This window comes from Erwinia sp. PME.40.26/001 (assembly GCF_055556675.1).
In genome coordinates, this window is record NZ_JBVHNP010000004.1 from 57014 (window position 1) to 73726 (window position 16713).

Annotated in this window: 15 protein-coding genes and 1 tRNA gene; 14 read left to right on the forward strand and 2 right to left on the reverse strand. The window is 55.7% G+C overall.

The genetic code is table 11. The annotated features are described in order from the left end of the window. The first annotated feature begins 2 nt into the window (after positions 1-2). Positions 3-77: transfer RNA gene (locus ACZ3HG_RS13115), tRNA-Gln, on the forward strand. A gap of 111 nt (positions 78-188) precedes the next feature. On the opposite strand, the gene ubiF is transcribed toward ACZ3HG_RS13115, so the two are convergent. After that, positions 189-1367, reverse strand: a complete 1179-nt coding sequence (gene ubiF / locus ACZ3HG_RS13120; RefSeq protein WP_191933489.1) for a 3-demethoxyubiquinol 3-hydroxylase — start codon at positions 1365-1367, stop codon at positions 189-191. Between the two features lie 193 nt (positions 1368-1560). Here ubiF and miaB point away from each other — a divergent pair, with 193 nt between their 5' ends. From miaB to ACZ3HG_RS13165, 9 genes are all read left to right on the forward strand, one after another. Further along, a complete protein-coding gene (gene miaB / locus ACZ3HG_RS13125; protein WP_191933490.1) occupies positions 1561-2985 on the forward strand; it encodes a tRNA (N6-isopentenyl adenosine(37)-C2)-methylthiotransferase MiaB in 1425 nt (474 codons plus the stop codon). A 202-nt stretch (positions 2986-3187) separates the two neighbouring features. After that, positions 3188-4249 carry a PhoH family protein gene (locus ACZ3HG_RS13130; RefSeq protein ID WP_191933491.1) on the forward strand — a complete coding sequence of 354 codons (1062 nt, stop codon included), beginning with the start codon at positions 3188-3190 and terminating at the stop codon, positions 4247-4249. After that, positions 4246-4713, forward strand: a complete 468-nt coding sequence (gene ybeY / locus ACZ3HG_RS13135; RefSeq protein ID WP_465332999.1) for an rRNA maturation RNase YbeY — start codon at positions 4246-4248, stop codon at positions 4711-4713. Before ACZ3HG_RS13130 ends, ybeY begins: the two co-directional genes overlap by 4 nt. A 90-nt stretch (positions 4714-4803) precedes the next feature. Then, complete coding sequence (gene corC, locus ACZ3HG_RS13140) at positions 4804-5682, forward strand: CNNM family magnesium/cobalt transport protein CorC (RefSeq protein WP_191933493.1); 879 nt, start codon at positions 4804-4806, stop codon at positions 5680-5682. Positions 5683-5689: 7 nt separating this feature from the next. Then, on the forward strand, positions 5690-7225 hold the full coding sequence (gene lnt / locus ACZ3HG_RS13145; protein WP_465333000.1) for an apolipoprotein N-acyltransferase: 1536 nt from the start codon (positions 5690-5692) through the stop codon (positions 7223-7225). A gap of 494 nt (positions 7226-7719) precedes the next feature. Then, positions 7720-8631 (forward strand): glutamate/aspartate ABC transporter substrate-binding protein, encoded by a 912-nt coding sequence (locus tag ACZ3HG_RS13150; RefSeq protein WP_465333001.1) that lies wholly within the window; start codon positions 7720-7722, stop codon positions 8629-8631. 194 nt (positions 8632-8825) lie between these two features. Continuing rightward, positions 8826-9557: an amino acid ABC transporter permease gene (locus ACZ3HG_RS13155; RefSeq protein ID WP_191933496.1), complete on the forward strand. Its 732-nt coding sequence runs from the start codon at positions 8826-8828 to the stop codon at positions 9555-9557. Further along, positions 9557-10234 (forward strand): glutamate/aspartate ABC transporter permease GltK, encoded by a 678-nt coding sequence (gltK, locus tag ACZ3HG_RS13160; protein ID WP_191933497.1) that lies wholly within the window; start codon positions 9557-9559, stop codon positions 10232-10234. The genes ACZ3HG_RS13155 and gltK overlap by 1 nt, the downstream gene beginning before the upstream one ends. Continuing rightward, entirely contained in the window at positions 10235-10960 is a 726-nt protein-coding gene (locus ACZ3HG_RS13165) for an amino acid ABC transporter ATP-binding protein (RefSeq protein ID WP_191933498.1), read from the forward strand. 128 nt (positions 10961-11088) lie between these two features. Here the strand turns inward: ACZ3HG_RS13165 and ACZ3HG_RS13170 are convergent, their stop codons facing one another. Beyond that, a complete protein-coding gene (locus ACZ3HG_RS13170) occupies positions 11089-11571 on the reverse strand; it encodes a zinc ribbon-containing protein (RefSeq protein WP_191933499.1) in 483 nt (160 codons plus the stop codon). A 218-nt stretch (positions 11572-11789) separates the two neighbouring features. On the opposite strand from ACZ3HG_RS13170, the gene leuS reads away from it, so the two are divergent. The 4 genes from leuS to nadD are packed head-to-tail and all read left to right on the forward strand — an operon-like array spanning position 11790 to position 16663. Continuing rightward, positions 11790-14372, forward strand: a complete 2583-nt coding sequence (gene leuS / locus ACZ3HG_RS13175; RefSeq protein WP_191933500.1) for a leucine--tRNA ligase — start codon at positions 11790-11792, stop codon at positions 14370-14372. A gap of 14 nt (positions 14373-14386) precedes the next feature. Continuing rightward, positions 14387-14986, forward strand: coding sequence for an LPS assembly lipoprotein LptE (gene lptE / locus ACZ3HG_RS13180; protein ID WP_465333002.1), 600 nt, complete (start codon positions 14387-14389; stop codon positions 14984-14986). After that, positions 14983-16014 carry a DNA polymerase III subunit delta gene (holA, locus tag ACZ3HG_RS13185; RefSeq protein ID WP_191933502.1) on the forward strand — a complete coding sequence of 344 codons (1032 nt, stop codon included), beginning with the start codon at positions 14983-14985 and terminating at the stop codon, positions 16012-16014. Before lptE ends, holA begins: the two co-directional genes overlap by 4 nt. Then, entirely contained in the window at positions 16007-16663 is a 657-nt protein-coding gene (gene nadD, locus ACZ3HG_RS13190; RefSeq protein ID WP_191933503.1) for a nicotinate-nucleotide adenylyltransferase, read from the forward strand. The genes holA and nadD overlap by 8 nt, the downstream gene beginning before the upstream one ends. Positions 16664-16713 lie beyond the last annotated feature (50 nt).

Sequence of the window (16713 nt, forward strand, 5' to 3'; positions counted from 1 at the left end):
ATTGGGGTGTCGCCAAGTGGTAAGGCTCTGGTTTCTGATACCAGCATTCCGGGGTTCGAATCCCTGCACCCCAGCCACAAAGTAAAAAAGCCCGCGCAAGCGGGCTTTTTTACGTCTGAAGCACATCCACACGGGCAGTTGAACAGGGGTCGACCTTCTGTTCCGGCCAACCCTTCACCCCGCCCAGCCTAAAGCCCTAAGGCATACCTTAGCGCCTGACGTTTTAACACGCCGGAATGCTGCGCCACGATCAGCCCCAGATTGCGTACGATCTTCAACGGTGCCGACGGGTTACTGAACGCAAAATAAAACAGATCCATTCCGCTCTGCATCAGCAGGTTATCTTTCAGCCGTTTACGCTGATAGCGCTGTAATACCGGCGAGGAGGCCCAGTCTTCCGCGCGCAGGCGCGACTCACTCAGCACGCGGATTAACGCATCAACATCACGATAGCCCAGATTGACGCCCTGCCCGGCCAGCGGGTTAATGGTATGAGCCGCATCCCCCACCAGTGCCAGCCCCGGCAGTACGTAGCGCGTGGCGTGACGGCGAACCAGCGGGAATGAACCGGCGGTGACCGGGGTAACCCTTCCGAGGCGCGCCGGAAAGTTCGCCTGGATCTCTTTTTGTAGCTGGGGCATGGTCATCGCCTGCAGCTGGCGAATTCGCGCCGGACTGTCATACCACACCAGCGAAGCCCAGCGATCAAACAGCGGCAGGAAGGCGCGGGGGCCCTGCGGCGTAAACTGCTGCCATGTCGCATCACCGGCGTCACGGTCACAGCGCACGCTGATCAGCATGCAGGACTGTGCATAGTTCCAGCCGTGTATGCCGATGCCTGCCAGCTGCCTGACCTGGGAGTTTGCGCCGTCAGCCCCCACCACCAGCCGTGCGGTCAGCGTATCATCGTTATCCAGCCGCAGCTGCCATCCCCCGTTTACTGGCTGGAGATCGCGCAGGCGCGCCGGACACAGCAGGCGGATGTCCTGCTGTTGCAGACGCTGCCACAGCGCGCGCTGAAGTACGCTGTTTTCAACCATATAGCCAAGCTCGGGCAAGCCCAGCGATTCGGCATCGAAGGCCACCTGAGCGCTCTGCCACTCCCAGGTTTCGAGCCGACGATAGGGAACGGCACGCATCCCCAGGACCGTGGGCCAGACGTCCAGCTGTTTCAGCAACGCCACTGAGGCCGCCCCGATGGCCGAAATACGCACGTCAGGATGACCTGACGCATCAAATTCCGATGGGGCCTCCTGTTCCAGCACCGCCACCCTGAAGCCATGTTGCGCCAGCCCGCTGGCCAGCGCGGCACCGACCATGCCGCCACCGACAATGGCCACATCCACTTTTTGCTTTAATTCCGTCATGTTTTTTCCTTCACCGGCCGTATCATACGTGCTCTGCAGCTACACCTCACCGGCAGAATTCTGTTATCCTAATCGTTGTTAAGTGTACCGGATTTTTCTGCGACAAACAGATCGCCGCGACACCGCTGCCACGGGCAGCGAACCACTACAATACGCGCCCCGCACTCCTTTCTGCATGACAAATGGCAAGTCGATGACAAAAAAACTGCATATTAAAACCTGGGGCTGTCAGATGAATGAGTATGACTCATCAAAAATGGCAGACCTGTTAAACAGCACCCACGGGTATACCCTGACCGACGCGGCGGAAGATGCCGATGTTCTGCTGCTCAACACCTGTTCGATTCGTGAAAAGGCCCAGGAGAAAGTTTTCGCTTTGCTGGGTCGCTGGAGAAAACTGAAAGAGTCGAATCCCGATGTGATCATCGGGGTCGGTGGCTGTGTCGCCTCTCAGGAGGGGGACCAGCTCCGCCAGCGCGCAAACTGTGTGGATATTGTGTTTGGCCCGCAAACGCTGCACCGTCTGCCGGAGATGATCAATACCGTACGCGGCACCAAAAGCCCGGTCGTGGACGTCAGTTTCCCGGAAATCGAAAAGTTTGACCGGATGCCCGAACCGCGTGCTGAGGGACCAACCGCATTTGTGTCGATTATGGAAGGCTGCAATAAATACTGCACCTTCTGCGTCGTTCCTTACACGCGCGGTGAGGAAGTCAGCCGCCCCTCAGATGATATTCTGTTTGAAATCGCCCAACTGGCTGCCCAGGGGGTACGCGAAGTTAACCTGCTGGGTCAGAACGTGAACGCCTATCGCGGCGCTACCTTCGACGGGGGTATCTGCTCTTTTGCGGAACTGCTGCGTCTGGTAGCTGCGATAGACGGCATCGATCGTATCCGCTTCACCACCAGCCATCCGATCGAATTTACTGATGATATCATCGAGGTCTATCGCGATACGCCCGAACTGGTGAGTTTCCTTCACCTGCCGGTACAGAGCGGCGCGGACCGTATTCTGACGCTGATGAAACGTGCCCACACGGCCCTGGAATATAAAGCCATCATCCGTAAACTGGTGGCGGCGCGCCCTGATATCCATATCAGCTCTGACTTTATCATCGGTTTTCCCGGCGAAACCCAGGCAGATTTTGAGCAGACCATGAAACTGGTCGGCGAGATCAATTTTGATACCAGCTACAGCTTTATCTATTCTGCCCGTCCCGGAACGCCCGCCGCCGACCTGCCGGATGATGTCTCAGAAGACGAGAAAAAACAGCGCCTGTATATTCTGCAGGACCGCATCAACCAGCAGGCGATGGCCTGGAGCCGCCGGATGCTCGGCAGCGTACAGCGTATCCTGGTGGAAGGGACGTCGCGTAAAAACGTAATGGAACTCTCCGGCCGCACCGGCTGCAACCGCGTCGTCAACTTTGAAGGCACGCCGGAGCACATTGGTAAGTTTGTTGACGTCGAAATCGTCGATGTGTATGCCAACTCGCTGCGCGGTATTTTCATCCGTGGCGAAGATCAGATGGGCCTGCGCACCAGCGAATCCCCGGAGTCGGTCATTGCACGTACGCGCAAAGAGAATGAACTGGGCGTCGGTACTTTCCAACCCTGACCGCTTATCCTGCGGCGAGCCTTCCCGGTTCGCCGTATCATTTCATTGCGTTACACTTGGTTTCTGAAAGCCGCGCCCAAATATCCACCCCAACGCTTGCAGCTTTGCGTGCTGCCATAAATACTTCCTTTATGGCGCTGGCACTTATGCCAGGTCAGCCATCCATTTCTCAACCTGGCCCTGTGTGACCCAAAGGATTAGTTTGAACATTGAAACACGTGAAGTAACCCTGGAACCGATTGATAACGCCCGCCTGCTGAGCCTGTGTGGCCCGTTTGATGACAATATCAAACAGTTAGAGCGCCGACTGGGTATTGAAATTAACCGCCGCGAAAACGCCTTTAAACTGGTGGGCCGCGCATTAAGCGTTCATGCCGCTGTCGATATACTGCGTCATCTTTATGTTGATACCGCCCCGGTGCGTGGGCACATTCCGGATATTGACCCGGAGCAGATACATCTGGCGATTAAAGAGAGCGGCGTACTGGAACAGACAGCCGACAGCGTGCCCGAGTTTGGCAAAGCGATTCACATCAAAACCAAACGTGGGGTAATCAAACCGCGTACGCCGAACCAGGCGCAGTATGTGGCTAACATTCTTGACCACGACGTGACCTTTGGTATTGGCCCGGCGGGTACGGGTAAAACTTATCTCGCCGTGGCGGCAGCGGTCGATGCCCTGGAACGCCAGGAGATCCGTCGTATCATGCTGACCCGTCCGGCAGTGGAAGCGGGTGAAAAACTGGGCTTCCTGCCGGGCGATCTCAGCCAGAAAGTCGACCCGTACCTGCGTCCTCTGTATGATGCGCTGTTCGAAATGCTGGGCTTTGAACGCGTCGAGAAGCTGATCGAACGTAATGTTATTGAAGTGGCCCCGCTGGCCTATATGCGCGGCCGCACGCTGAACGACGCGTTTATCATTCTTGATGAAAGCCAGAACACAACCATCGAGCAGATGAAAATGTTCCTGACGCGCATTGGCTTTAACTCGAAAGCGGTGATCACCGGTGACGTGACGCAGATTGACCTGCCGCGTAACCTGAAATCCGGCCTGCGCCATGCGATTGAAGTGCTTTCCGACGTGGACGAACTGAGTTTCAATTTCTTCCACAGTGAAGACGTGGTGCGCCACCCTGTCGTGGCGCGCATCGTTGTGGCCTATGAAGCCTGGGAAGCCGCCGATCAAAAGCGGCGCGATACCCAGACCGAAGAACGTAAACGTGAAGCCCTGGCTGCACAGCAGGCTTCACAGGAGAACCAATGAGTAATGTGATTCTGGACCTGCAACTCGCCTGTGAAAGCGAACAGGGCCTGCCCGCCGAAGCAGAGTTCCAGCGCTGGCTGGATGCCGTCCTGCCGCAGTTCCAGCCCGAAAGTGAAGTCACTGTTCGCGTCGTCGATGAGGCAGAAAGCCATGAGCTGAATCATACCTATCGCGGTAAAGACAAACCGACCAATGTGCTGTCGTTTCCCTTTGAGGCCCCCCCGGGCATCGAACTGCCGCTGCTCGGGGATTTAATTATCTGCCGCCAGGTGGTTGAGCAGGAAGCCAGGGAACAGGATAAGGCGCTGGAGGCGCACTGGGCGCACATGGTGATCCACGGTAGCCTGCACCTGTTAGGGTATGATCACATTGAAGATGACGAAGCCGAAGAGATGGAATCGCTGGAGACCGAGATAATGCTTGCTCTTGGCTACCCCGATCCGTACATTTCGGAGAAAGAATAACGACCCGGCTGGTTCGCCAGCCACTCCGCCTGCCCTTGACCCTTCCGGGGCAGCCGATTCTGTTAATAGAGAGACAAACTCAAAAACGCCATGAGCGATGACCATTCACAAAACAATGACAGTCCCAGTAGCAAAAAGGGATTTTTCACGCTGATGCTCAACCAGTTGTTCCACGGTGAGCCGAAGAACCGCGATGACCTGCTGGAGTTGATCCGGGATTCAGAACAGAATGATCTGATCGACCCGGACACCCGGGACATGCTGGAGGGGGTGATGGATATCGCCGAGCAGCGTGTCAGGGACATTATGATCCCCCGCTCCCAGATGGTCACGCTGAAGCGTAACCAGACGCTGGAAGAGTGCCTGGCGGTCATTATTGAGTCCGCACACTCACGCTTCCCGGTTATCAGCGAAGACAAGGACCATGTTGAAGGCATCCTGATGGCCAAAGATCTGCTGCCGTTTATGAGCAGTGGTTCTGAGCCATTCAGCATGGACAAGGTGCTGCGCACTGCGGTGGTGGTGCCGGAAAGCAAGCGCGTGGACCGGATGCTGAAGGAGTTTCGCTCACAGCGCTATCATATGGCGATTGTGATTGACGAATTCGGCGGTGTCTCTGGCCTGGTGACGATTGAAGATATCCTTGAACTGATTGTCGGAGAAATTGAAGACGAATACGACGATGAAGAAGATCGCGATATCCGTCAGCTGAGTCGCCATACCTACACAATCCGTGCCCTGACGCCGATCGAAGACTTTAACGAGGTCTTCAATACCCACTTCAGCGATGAAGAGGTGGATACCATCGGCGGCCTGGTAATGCAGGGCTTCGGCCACCTGCCCGCGCGTGGTGAAAGTATTGAGATCGATGGTTACCAGTTTAAAGTAGCGATGGCAGACAGCCGTCGTATTATTCAGGTCCACGTCAAAATCCCGGAAAATTCGCCGCAACCGACTCTGGAAGAGTAATTCATTTATGGCAATTGCGTCATTGTGCCAGCGCCAGCGGGTTCGCCTGCTATTAGCGCTAATAACGGGTGCCATTGGCACCCTTTCTTTCTCCCCTTACGATGTCTGGCCCGCGGCCCTGGTGTCCCTGTTTGGTTTACAGGCGCTAACCCTGAACCGTACCACCCGCCAGGCCAGCGCCATTGGCTTTGCCTGGGGCTTTGGCCTGTTTGCCAGCGGCGTCAACTGGGTGTATGTCAGCATCGCCACCTTTGGCGGCATGCCAGGCCCGATCAACGTGTTCCTGGTGATACTGCTGGCGGCCTACCTGTCGCTGTACACCCTGCTGTTTGCCACACTGCTGAACCGCCTGACGCCAAAAACCTCGCTGCTACGTCTGGCGCTGGCGGCTCCGGTGCTGTGGCAAATCACCGAGTTCCTGCGCGGCTGGGTACTGACCGGCTTCCCGTGGTTGCAGTTTGGCTACAGTCAGATCAACGGTCCGCTAAAAGGCCTGGGCCCGATAGTGGGAGTGGAAGGCATCACCTTCCTGCTGATGATCATTGCCGGACTGGCCGTTTATGCCGTACTGCAGCGCCGCCTGGTCACCGGCGTAGCGGCGCTCATGCTGCTGCTACTGCCTTGGCCCCTGCGTTATATCAGCTGGTTCCAGCCCTTACCCGACAGGACCGTTGAGGTGGCGCTGGTACAGGGTAATATTGAGCAGTCGATGAAGTGGGATCCGAATCAGCTGATCAATACCCTGAAAACCTATACGGCCCTCAGCCGCCCGTTTGTCGGCAAAGCCCCGATTATCATCTGGCCAGAGTCTGCCATTCCTGACCTTGAAACCCGCCAGCAACCGTTTCTTAAAGCGGTGGATGAGCAACTGCGTGCGGCGGGCAGCAGCCTGGTGACCGGCATCGTTGACTCCCGTCTGGAAGACAATCGCTACCACGATTACAACTCGATTATTGTGCTCGGCGGTCCGCAGCCCTACAGCTACTTAGGCAACAATCGTTACCAAAAGAATCATCTGGTACCGTTTGGTGAATTCGTTCCGCTGGAAACGCTGCTGCGTCCGCTGGCCCCGCTCTTTGATCTGCCGATGTCCTCTTTCAGCCGGGGCGGCTACGTGCAGCCGCAGCTGCAGGTCGCGGGCTATAACCTTACTGCCGCCATCTGCTATGAGATTGTGATCGGGCAACAGGTGCGGGATAACTTCAGACCGGACACCAACTTCCTGCTGACGATCTCGAACGATGCGTGGTTTGGTCACTCTATCGGTCCGTGGCAGCACCTGCAGATGGCGCAGATGCGAGCGCTGGAACTGGGCCGTCCCCTGCTGCGCAGCACCAACAATGGCGTGACGGCGGTGGTAGATGCCCGGGGGAATATCGCTCGCATCATTCCGCAGTTCAAAGCGGAGGTGCTGTCAGCCAAAGTGACCCCAACCAGCGGGCTGACTCCTTATGCCCGCGCAGGCAACTGGGGGATCTGGGGCATTTCCTTCGTGTTCGCCATTGCCGGCGTGTTCTGCACCTGGCGTTCACGCCGCAGGTAGCCTGAAGAGGTCGGCCTGTTCTCTGGCCGACCTCTGCTGCCCCGCTGCGCGCTGACCGGAAACGTTCAGCCTCTGGTGCGAAAAAGGCCTTCCCATGCGCCAGTGTCGGCAATAATTCTCCCCGATCCCGTTCTCTTTCCGCCACAGCTTATGCTGCACTTCGTCTTAAAGACCGCCGTTGGCACGATGATTGCAAAATATTTCCGTGTAAGCGTGTGGCACTCCCGTATCAAGTCGTTACGAAAAGATTCATGCCCCGTCATGGCGCATTTATTGCCCCTTAGCGGAGCATTGCTAAAAAACCGCACCTGATTGGTGCGGGGTACATCGCAAAAAAGAAACTTTTTCGTTTCATACCATTAACATTCAGCTATGTTATTGGGGAATGGCACCCGCTTTAATTTTGAATAAAACAGAAAAATAGCAGGATATACACACATCACATCACGTCGGCGTTGCTTTATTTCACGCCACTACTGCAAAGGAGTTGGAACATGAAATTACGGAAACTGGGGCTTTGCCTTGCACTGGCAGGATTCGCCTCTGGTATCGCTCAGGCTGAGGATGCTGCACAGCAGCAGCAGGCATCTACCCTGGAAAAAATTGCCAAAAACGGCGTGATCGTCGTTGGCCACCGTGAATCCTCCGTCCCGTTCTCCTATTACGACAATCAGCAGAAAGTTGTGGGCTACTCCCAGGATTACTCCAACGCGATTGTTGACGCGATCAAGAAAAAACTGAATAAACCCGATCTGCAGGTAAAAATGCTGCCGATTACCTCTCAGAACCGTATCCCGCTGTTACAGAACGGCACCTACGATTTTGAGTGTGGCTCCACCACCAACAATCTGGAACGCCAGAAACAGGCCAGCTTCTCTGACAGCATCTTTGTGGTCGGTACGCGTCTGCTGGTGAAAAAAGGCGGTGAGATCAAAGACTTCGGCGACCTTAAAGGCAAAAGTGTCGTGGTAACCTCAGGGACAACGTCTGAAATTCTGCTGAACAAGCTGAACGATGAGAAAAAAATGGGCATGCGCATCATCAGCGCTAAAGATCACGGGGATTCCTTCCGTACGCTGGAAAGCGGCCGTGCCGTGGCCTTTATGATGGATGATGCCCTGCTGGCCGGTGAACGAGCTAAAGCCAAGAAACCCGCGAACTGGGAAATTCTCGGCACACCACAGTCTCATGAAGCCTATGGCTGTATGCTGCGCAAAGGCGACGGCGACTTTAAAAAGTTGATGGACGACACCATTGCGCAGGCGCAAACCTCCGGCGAAGCAGCTAAATGGTTCGACAAATGGTTCAAGCAGCCCATCCCTCCTAAAAATATGACCATGGATTTCGATCTTTCTGACGATATGAAAGCCCTGTTCAAATCGCCGAACGACAAGGCAATGAATTAATAACGAGAAACAGGGGCAGCCTTCGCTGCCCCATGATTGCTGAACACAGGCTCGGACAGACACAGTCAGGCGGACAGCGCTTAAGCTCTGGTGCCTGACGAAGGTGTAAACCGGTCGTTCCCCGGGGAGCACAGCAGAGCCTTTCATCAATCTTCAGGGTAGCGGTCGCTACCCTTTTTTTACCGGAGTGTTTTATGTCTATTGATTGGAACTGGGGAATATTCCTGCAAGAGGCCCCGTTCGGTAATACAACCTATCTCGGTTGGCTGTGGTCCGGCTTTCAGGTCACCATTGCCGTCTCCGTTTGTGCCTGGATTATCGCCCTGTTAGTCGGTTCCCTGTTCGGTATTTTACGTACCGTTCCCAACCGTCTGCTTGCCGGTCTGGGAACCTGTTATGTTGAGCTGTTCCGTAACGTACCGCTGATCGTGCAATTCTTTATCTGGTATCTGGTGGTGCCGGAACTGTTGCCAGAAGGTCTTGGCATGTGGTTCAAATCGGAAATCGATCCCAATATCCAGTTCTTCACCTGCTCTGTTCTGTGCCTTGGCCTGTTTACCGCTGCCCGCGTATGTGAACAGGTTCGTGCCGCCATTCAGTCACTGCCAAGTGGTCAGAAAAATGCGGGTCTGGCGATGGGGCTGACGTTGCCACAAACCTATCGTTATGTGTTACTGCCCAATGCCTACCGGGTGATTGTGCCGCCGATGACCTCGGAAATGCTTAACCTGGTGAAAAACTCAGCCATCGCGTCCACCATAGGCCTGGTGGATATGGCTGCTCAGGCGAGCAAGCTGCTCGACTATTCTGCGCATGCTTATGAATCGTTCACGGCCATTACCCTCGCCTATATCGCCATCAATGCGGTGATTATGGTGCTGATGGGGCTGGTAGAACGTAAAGTCCGACTGCCGGGGGGCAAATAATGTACGAATTTGACTGGAGTACTATCGTCCCCAACCTCCCCTACCTGTGGGCGGGTATGGTCGTTACGCTAAAGATTACCGTTACCGCGGTAATATTCGGCATCATCTGGGGCACGCTGCTGGCGGTCATGCGCCTCTCCACCTTCAAGCCCATCAGCTGGTTTGCCAAGATTTATGTCAACCTGTTCCGTTCGGTGCCTTTAGTGATGGTGCTGCTGTGGTTCTATCTGGTGGTGCCGAGTTTCCTGCAGCAGGTGTTGGGGTTATCGCCAAAAACGGATATTCGCCTGATTTCTGCGATGGTCGCCTTCTCGCTGTTTGAGGCCGCCTATTATTCGGAAATTATCCGCGCAGGGATCTTAAGTATTGCCCGTGGCCAGGGCAGCGCCGCGCTGGCGCTGGGAATGACCCAATGGCAGTCCATGCGCCTGATCATTCTGCCACAGGCGTTTCGTGCCATGGTCCCGCTGCTGCTGACCCAGGGCATCGTCCTGTTCCAGGACACCTCTCTGGTGTATGTCCTGAGCCTGGCGGACTTTTTCCGTACTGCCGATACCATTGGCGTCAATAACGGTACTGAGATTGAAATGGTGCTGTTCGCCGGTGCAATTTACTTCGTTATCAGCCTTAGCGCTTCGCTGTTGGTCAGCTATTTAAAGAAAAAAAGGACTGCTTAAATGATTACCCTGAAAAATGTTTCTAAGTGGTATGGTCACTTTCAGGTGCTGACCGACTGCTCAACCGAAGTTAAAAAAGGTGAAGTGGTGGTGGTATGCGGTCCTTCAGGTTCCGGAAAGTCGACACTGATAAAAACGGTAAATGGTCTTGAGCCCATCCAGAAAGGGCAGATTGAAGTGAACGGCACACCGGTCAACGACAAGAAGACCAACCTCGCCCAACTCCGCTCTAAAGTCGGCATGGTGTTCCAGCATTTCGAGCTGTTTCCGCATCTGTCCATTGTTGAAAACCTGACGCTGGCACAGGTGAAAGTGCTAAAGCGTGACAAAGAGGAAGCGCGGCAGAAAGGCCTCAAGCTGCTGGAGCGCGTGGGCCTGAGCGCCCATGCCAATAAGTTCCCGGGCCAGCTATCCGGCGGTCAGCAGCAGCGAGTGGCCATTGCCCGTGCGCTGTGCATGGATCCTATCGCCATGCTGTTCGACGAACCGACCTCCGCTCTTGACCCGGAGATGATCAACGAGGTCCTTGACGTGATGGTTGAACTGGCGAATGAAGGGATGACCATGATGGTGGTGACACACGAAATGGGCTTTGCGCGTAAAGTTGCTAACCGGGTGATCTTTATGGATGAAGGGAAGATTGTGGAGGACTCACCGAAAGACGATTTCTTTAACAATCCTCAGTCTGAACGTGCCAAAGATTTCCTCGCCAAAATCCTGCATTAATTCCTCTCTGGCGCATGAGCGGGCGGACCGAAACAGAGGGTCCGCCGCTGCACCGCCATCAAACGGAACCGTCCCTGTCGCCATAACTGGGACGGCAACAAAAATCTGTTCCTGTATCAGAAGATATATCAAGGCTCAAACGGCTGCCGGACAAACTGATCGTGGTTGCATTCCGGACAGCGTGTCAGGACTTCTGGCGTGTAGATCGCCCGGGTAAACTGACAATGCTCACACACCAGATTCCCCAGCCCCACCACTTCCCCGCTTTGATAGACACCGTGATGATTCAGATCCTGGAAAACCTCACGCCACTCCAGCTGACTTTTATCCGTAATATCAGCCAGTTCTTTCCAGATGCTCTGGCGGATCACCCGCATAAACACGCTATCGCTGAGTTCTTCCTGATTTTCCGCATAGCTGCGCGCAAACTCTTCAAGGTCACGGCGTACGGCACGGCTGACATCATCAATTTCGTTTTTTGTTAACTCACCCCGGTTATTCATTCTCTGGCGGGCACTCTCCACCAGGGCATCAATATCCCGCTCCCCGCGTTCAATGCGTTGGGTCAGGGAAGACACCAGCTCACGATAATACTGAGCAACCTTGTTCATAGACTCTCCTTATTGATAACGAACGCGTTTCTTCTCATTCTAGTTGTAACTGAAAAACTTCCGTGTTTTCGCGCTAAAAATTGCCGCCCCGATTACAGCTTACAGAGAAATGCCCTCCGGCAGGACGCTTACTGTTGTTGCGCCGGGTGCGGATCAGCTATGCTATGCGGATCTGATCGAACACGAAAAAAAATTTATACAAAGGACCACTGGCTACTATGCAAGAGCAATATCGCCCGGAAGAGATAGAATCCCATGTCCAGCAGCAATGGGATGATAAGCAAACGTTCAAAGTGACCGAAGACGAAGGTAAAGAGAAGTATTACTGCCTCTCCATGCTGCCCTATCCTTCTGGCCGCCTGCACATGGGCCACGTGCGCAACTATACTATTGGCGATGTCATCTCCCGCTACCAGCGCATGCTGGGTAAAAACGTCTTACAGCCAATCGGCTGGGATGCCTTCGGCCTGCCGGCTGAAGGGGCGGCGGTGAAAAACAACACAGCCCCGGCACCCTGGACCTATTCCAATATCGACTACATGAAGAACCAGCTTAAGCTGCTGGGCTTCGGGTATGACTGGAACCGTGAACTGGCCACCTGCCAACCAGAATACTATCGCTGGGAGCAGTGGTTCTTCACCCGGTTGTATGAAAAAGGCCTGGTCTACAAAAAGACCTCTGCGGTGAACTGGTGTCCGCACGATTTGACCGTACTGGCGAACGAGCAGGTGATCGATGGCTGCTGCTGGCGCTGTGACACCAAAGTTGAACGCAAAGAGATCCCCCAGTGGTTCGTCAAAATTACTGATTACGCCGACGAACTGCTGAATGACCTCGACACGCTGGAAAGCTGGCCTGAGCAGGTTAAAACCATGCAGCGCAACTGGATTGGCCGCTCTGAAGGGGTGGAAATCGAGTTTAACGTCAACAACAGCCAGGAAAAACTGCGTGTTTATACCACACGCCCTGACACCTTTATGGGTGTGACCTACCTCGCGGTAGCCGCAGGACACCCGCTGGCAGCCCAGGCCGCAGCGACCCATCCGGCCCTGGCCGACTTTATCGCCGAATGCCGTAATACCAAAGTGGCCGAAGCCGAAATGGCCACGATGGAGAAAAAAGGCATGGCCACCGGCCTGTTTGCAAAACACCCGCTGACCGGCGAAGACGTACCGGTCTGGGTCGCCAACTTCGTGCTGATGGAATACGGCACCGGTGCCGTTATGGCCGTTCCAGGTCATGACCAGCGCGACTGGGAGTTCGCCACCAAATACGATTTGCAGATCAAACCGGTGATCCTGACCGCCGATGGCAGCGCACCGGATCTGAGCGAAGCCGCAATGACGGAAAAAGGCACGCTGTTTAACTCCGGCGAGTTTGACGGTCTGTCCTATGAAGAGGGCTTCAATGCCATTGCCACTAAGCTGGCCGATATTGGCGTGGGCGAACGCAAAGTTAACTATCGTCTGCGCGACTGGGGTGTTTCACGCCAGCGTTACTGGGGCGCACCTATTCCCATGGTCACGCTGGAAGATGGTACCGTCATGCCTACCCCGGAAGATCAGCTGCCGGTGATCCTGCCGGAAGATGTGGTCATGGATGGCATCACCAGCCCGATTAAAGCCGACCCTGAGTGGGCTAAAACGACCGTTAACGGTCAGCCAGCACTGCGTGAGACGGATACCTTTGATACCTTTATGGAATCCTCATGGTATTACGCACGTTATACCTGCCCGGACTATGATAAAGGGATGCTTGACCCGGCAGCGGCTAACTACTGGCTGCCCGTGGATCAGTATGTTGGCGGCATCGAGCACGCCATCATGCACCTGCTCTACTTCCGCTTCTTCCACAAGCTGCTGCGCGACGCAGGCCTGGTGAACTCGGACGAGCCGGCAAAACGCCTGCTTTGTCAGGGGATGGTGCTGGCAGATGCCTTCTACTATCTGGGTGCCAGCGGTGAGCGCAACTGGGTATCGCCAGTTGATGTGACCGTAGAGCGGGATGAAAAAGGCCGTATCGTTAAAGCCAGCGACGCTGCCGGACACGAGCTGGTGTACGCGGGTATGAGCAAAATGTCGAAGTCGAAAAACAACGGCATCGACCCGCAGATTATGGTTGAACGCTACGGTGCCGATACCGTACGTCTGTTTATGATGTTTGCTTCGCCGGCAGAAATGACGCTGGAATGGCAGGAGTCCGGTGTCGAAGGGGCAAACCGCTTCCTGAAGCGCGTCTGGAAACTGGCCTTTGAACACACGCAGAAAGGCGCAACTGTCGCCCTCGACGTCGATGCGCTGACTGACGATCAGAAAAATCTGCGTCGCGATCTGCATAAAACCATTAGCAAGGTGTCCGATGATATCGGCCGCCGTCAGACCTTTAACACCGCCATTGCGGCGATTATGGAGCTGATGAACAAGCTGGCTCGCGCTCCGCAGGAGAGCGAGCAGGATCGTGCGCTGATGCAGGAAGCCTTGCTGGCCGTGGTACGCATGCTGAACCCGTTCACTCCGCATGCCTGCTTCGTCCTGTGGCAGTCGCTGGGTGGAGCAGGTGATATCGATAATGCCCCATGGCCTCAGGCGGATGACGCCGCAATGGTAGAAGATTCATTGCTGGTCGTGGTACAGGTTAACGGTAAAGTGCGCGGTAAAATCACCGTCGCGGCTGACGCTAATCAGGAACAGGTGCAGGCTCGCGCTGCGCAGGAGCATCTGGTGGCCAAATATCTCGACGGCGTCACCATTCGTAAAGTGATTTACGTACCGGGCAAGCTGCTTAACCTGGTCGTCGGTTGATGTCAGGAGGAATTGTGCGACATCCGATAGTCTCTGTGTTACTTACCCTGGCGGTGTTGTTCACCGCCGGTTGTGGTTATCATCTGCGCGGCACCACCTCGGTGCCGCCGGAAATGAAAACGCTGATCCTCGACACGTCTGATCCGTATGGACCGCTCACACGTGCCGTACGCGAACAGCTGCGCCTGAATAACGTCACTATTGTCGATAACCCGGGTGACCGCAAGGATATTCCTTCCCTGCGTCTGATGGGGACAACGCAGGGACGCGATACGGCATCGATATTCCAGGACGGTAAAACGGCGGAGTACTCCATGATGATGACCGTGAACGCGCAGGTGCTGGTGCCGAATAAAGGTATCTATCCGATCAGCGCCACGGTATACCGTTCATTCTTTGATAACCCGCTGGCCGCCCTGGCGAAAGACTCCGAGCAGCAGATCATCATTAATGAGATGCGTACCCAGGCCGTGCAACAGCTGGTGCGTAAACTGCTCACCGTCCATGCCGCTGAGGACGATCCGTCGATCAATACGCTCGACAGCACGCCATCCGCGGTTGACCGTATGCCCGCTGACGCGGGCAGCATGTCGGACAGCTCTTACACACGATGATCAGGATCTACCCTGAGCAACTCGGCGCGCAACTCCGTGAGGGGCTGCGCGCCTGCTATTTATTGAGTGGTAATGAACCACTGCTGCTGCAGGAAGCGCAGGATGCCATCCGCGCTGCCGCCCAGCAGCAGGGCTTTACCGAACACTTCAGCGTCACGCTGGAAACCGGCACCGACTGGCAGGATATCTTTGCCACCTGCCAGGCCCTGAGCCTGTTCGCCAGCCGGCAGACGCTACAGCTGACCTTGCCGGACAGCGGCCCCAGTGCAGCCATGAGCGAACAGCTCCTGACGCTCTCAACGCTGCTGCACAGCGATATTTTACTGATCCTGCGCGTGGTGAAACTGACCAAAGCGCAGGAAAACAGCGCCTGGTATAAAGCCCTCAGCGCCCAGGGTGCGGTGGTTCCATGCCAGACGCCGGAGCAGGCCCAGCTGCCCCGCTGGGTATCTGCACGTGCCAAAAAGAATCAGTTAACGCTGGATGATGCAGCGAACCAGCTGCTCTGCTACTGCTATGAAGGTAATCTGCTTGCCCTGTCTCAGGCGCTGGAGCGGCTGTCGCTGCTGTGGCCTGATGGCAAGCTGACGCTGCCGCGCGTGGAGCAGGCGGTGAACGATGCGGCTCACTTCACGCCCTATCACTGGGTCGATGCCTTGCTGGCCGGGAAGAGTAAACGTGCGCTGCATATTCTGCGCCAGATGCACTCGGAAGATAGCGAACCGGTGATCCTGATGCGTACGCTACAGCGCGATCTGCTGCTGCTGGTGACGCTGCAGCGGCAGATGGCGCAAACGCCCCTGCGCGCACTGTTTGATCAGCATCGCGTGTGGCAAAACCGCCGTACGCTGTTCAGCGATGCGTTACAGCGCCTGAGCGCGGCACAGCTCAGCCAGGCCGTGCGGCTACTGATGCAGATTGAACTGACGCTGAAGCAGGATTACGGTCAGTCCGTCTGGTCTGAACTGGAAACGCTGGCGCTGGTATTATGCCATCCGTCCTTCCCGGCGAGCTTCTGTGATGTCTGACCGTCCCGCGCTGCACGCGCTGTTTGGCGGCACTTTTGATCCGATTCATTACGGTCATCTGCGGCCGGTGGAAGCGCTTGCGCAGGCCACCGGGCTGGCAAAGGTTACGCTGCTGCCTAATAACGTGCCCCCCCATCGTCCCCAGCCCGAAGCAACCCCGGCACAGCGGGTGGCCATGGTGAAACTGGCTATCGCCGGGCGTCCGCTGTTTGACCTGGATCTGAGGGAAATGCAGCGCAAGACCCCGTCATACACTATTGAGACACTGGCTGCCGTACGCGCAGAACGCGGAGCCGCCCAGCCGCTGGCGTTTATCATCGGCCAGGACTCCCTGCTAACCTTACATAAGTGGCACCGCTGGCAGGATTTGCTGTCGCTGTGTCACCTGCTGGTCTGCCAGCGCCCCGGTTACCCCAGTCAGATGGAAACGCCCGCGCTGCAGAACTGGCTGGACCGTCATCTTGCGCAGCACCCGCAGGCGTTGCAGCACGCCCCGGCCGGTAAAATATTCCTGGCGCAGACACCGCTGCTCAATATCTCTGCGACCGAGATCCGCGCCCGCCGCCATCAGGGTCTCTCTGACGCTGATTTATTGCCTGAGGCCGTTAGCGATTATATCGATCGCGAGGGTTTATATCGGAAGTGTTAACAGCGTGATATACTGCGCCGCTAATTTTTCCGGGTTTCAGGCCCGCAAAC

What these genes read in the sequence shown, in the direction of transcription:
- miaB (WP_191933490.1), top strand. Translation starts at nt 1,561, where the DNA reads ATGACAAAAAAACTGCATATTAAAACCTGGGGCTGTCAGATGAATGAG.
- ACZ3HG_RS13165 (WP_191933498.1), top strand. Translation starts at nt 10,235, where the DNA reads ATGATTACCCTGAAAAATGTTTCTAAGTGGTATGGTCACTTTCAGGTG.
- leuS (WP_191933500.1), top strand. Translation starts at nt 11,790, where the DNA reads ATGCAAGAGCAATATCGCCCGGAAGAGATAGAATCCCATGTCCAGCAG.
- ACZ3HG_RS13170 (WP_191933499.1), bottom strand. Translation starts at nt 11,571, where the DNA reads ATGAACAAGGTTGCTCAGTATTATCGTGAGCTGGTGTCTTCCCTGACC.
- ACZ3HG_RS13150 (WP_465333001.1), top strand. Translation starts at nt 7,720, where the DNA reads ATGAAATTACGGAAACTGGGGCTTTGCCTTGCACTGGCAGGATTCGCC.
- corC (WP_191933493.1), top strand. Translation starts at nt 4,804, where the DNA reads ATGAGCGATGACCATTCACAAAACAATGACAGTCCCAGTAGCAAAAAG.
- ubiF (WP_191933489.1), bottom strand. Translation starts at nt 1,367, where the DNA reads ATGACGGAATTAAAGCAAAAAGTGGATGTGGCCATTGTCGGTGGCGGC.
- ybeY (WP_465332999.1), top strand. Translation starts at nt 4,246, where the DNA reads ATGAGTAATGTGATTCTGGACCTGCAACTCGCCTGTGAAAGCGAACAG.
- gltK (WP_191933497.1), top strand. Translation starts at nt 9,557, where the DNA reads ATGTACGAATTTGACTGGAGTACTATCGTCCCCAACCTCCCCTACCTG.
- ACZ3HG_RS13155 (WP_191933496.1), top strand. Translation starts at nt 8,826, where the DNA reads ATGTCTATTGATTGGAACTGGGGAATATTCCTGCAAGAGGCCCCGTTC.
- holA (WP_191933502.1), top strand. Translation starts at nt 14,983, where the DNA reads ATGATCAGGATCTACCCTGAGCAACTCGGCGCGCAACTCCGTGAGGGG.
- nadD (WP_191933503.1), top strand. Translation starts at nt 16,007, where the DNA reads ATGTCTGACCGTCCCGCGCTGCACGCGCTGTTTGGCGGCACTTTTGAT.
- lnt (WP_465333000.1), top strand. Translation starts at nt 5,690, where the DNA reads ATGGCAATTGCGTCATTGTGCCAGCGCCAGCGGGTTCGCCTGCTATTA.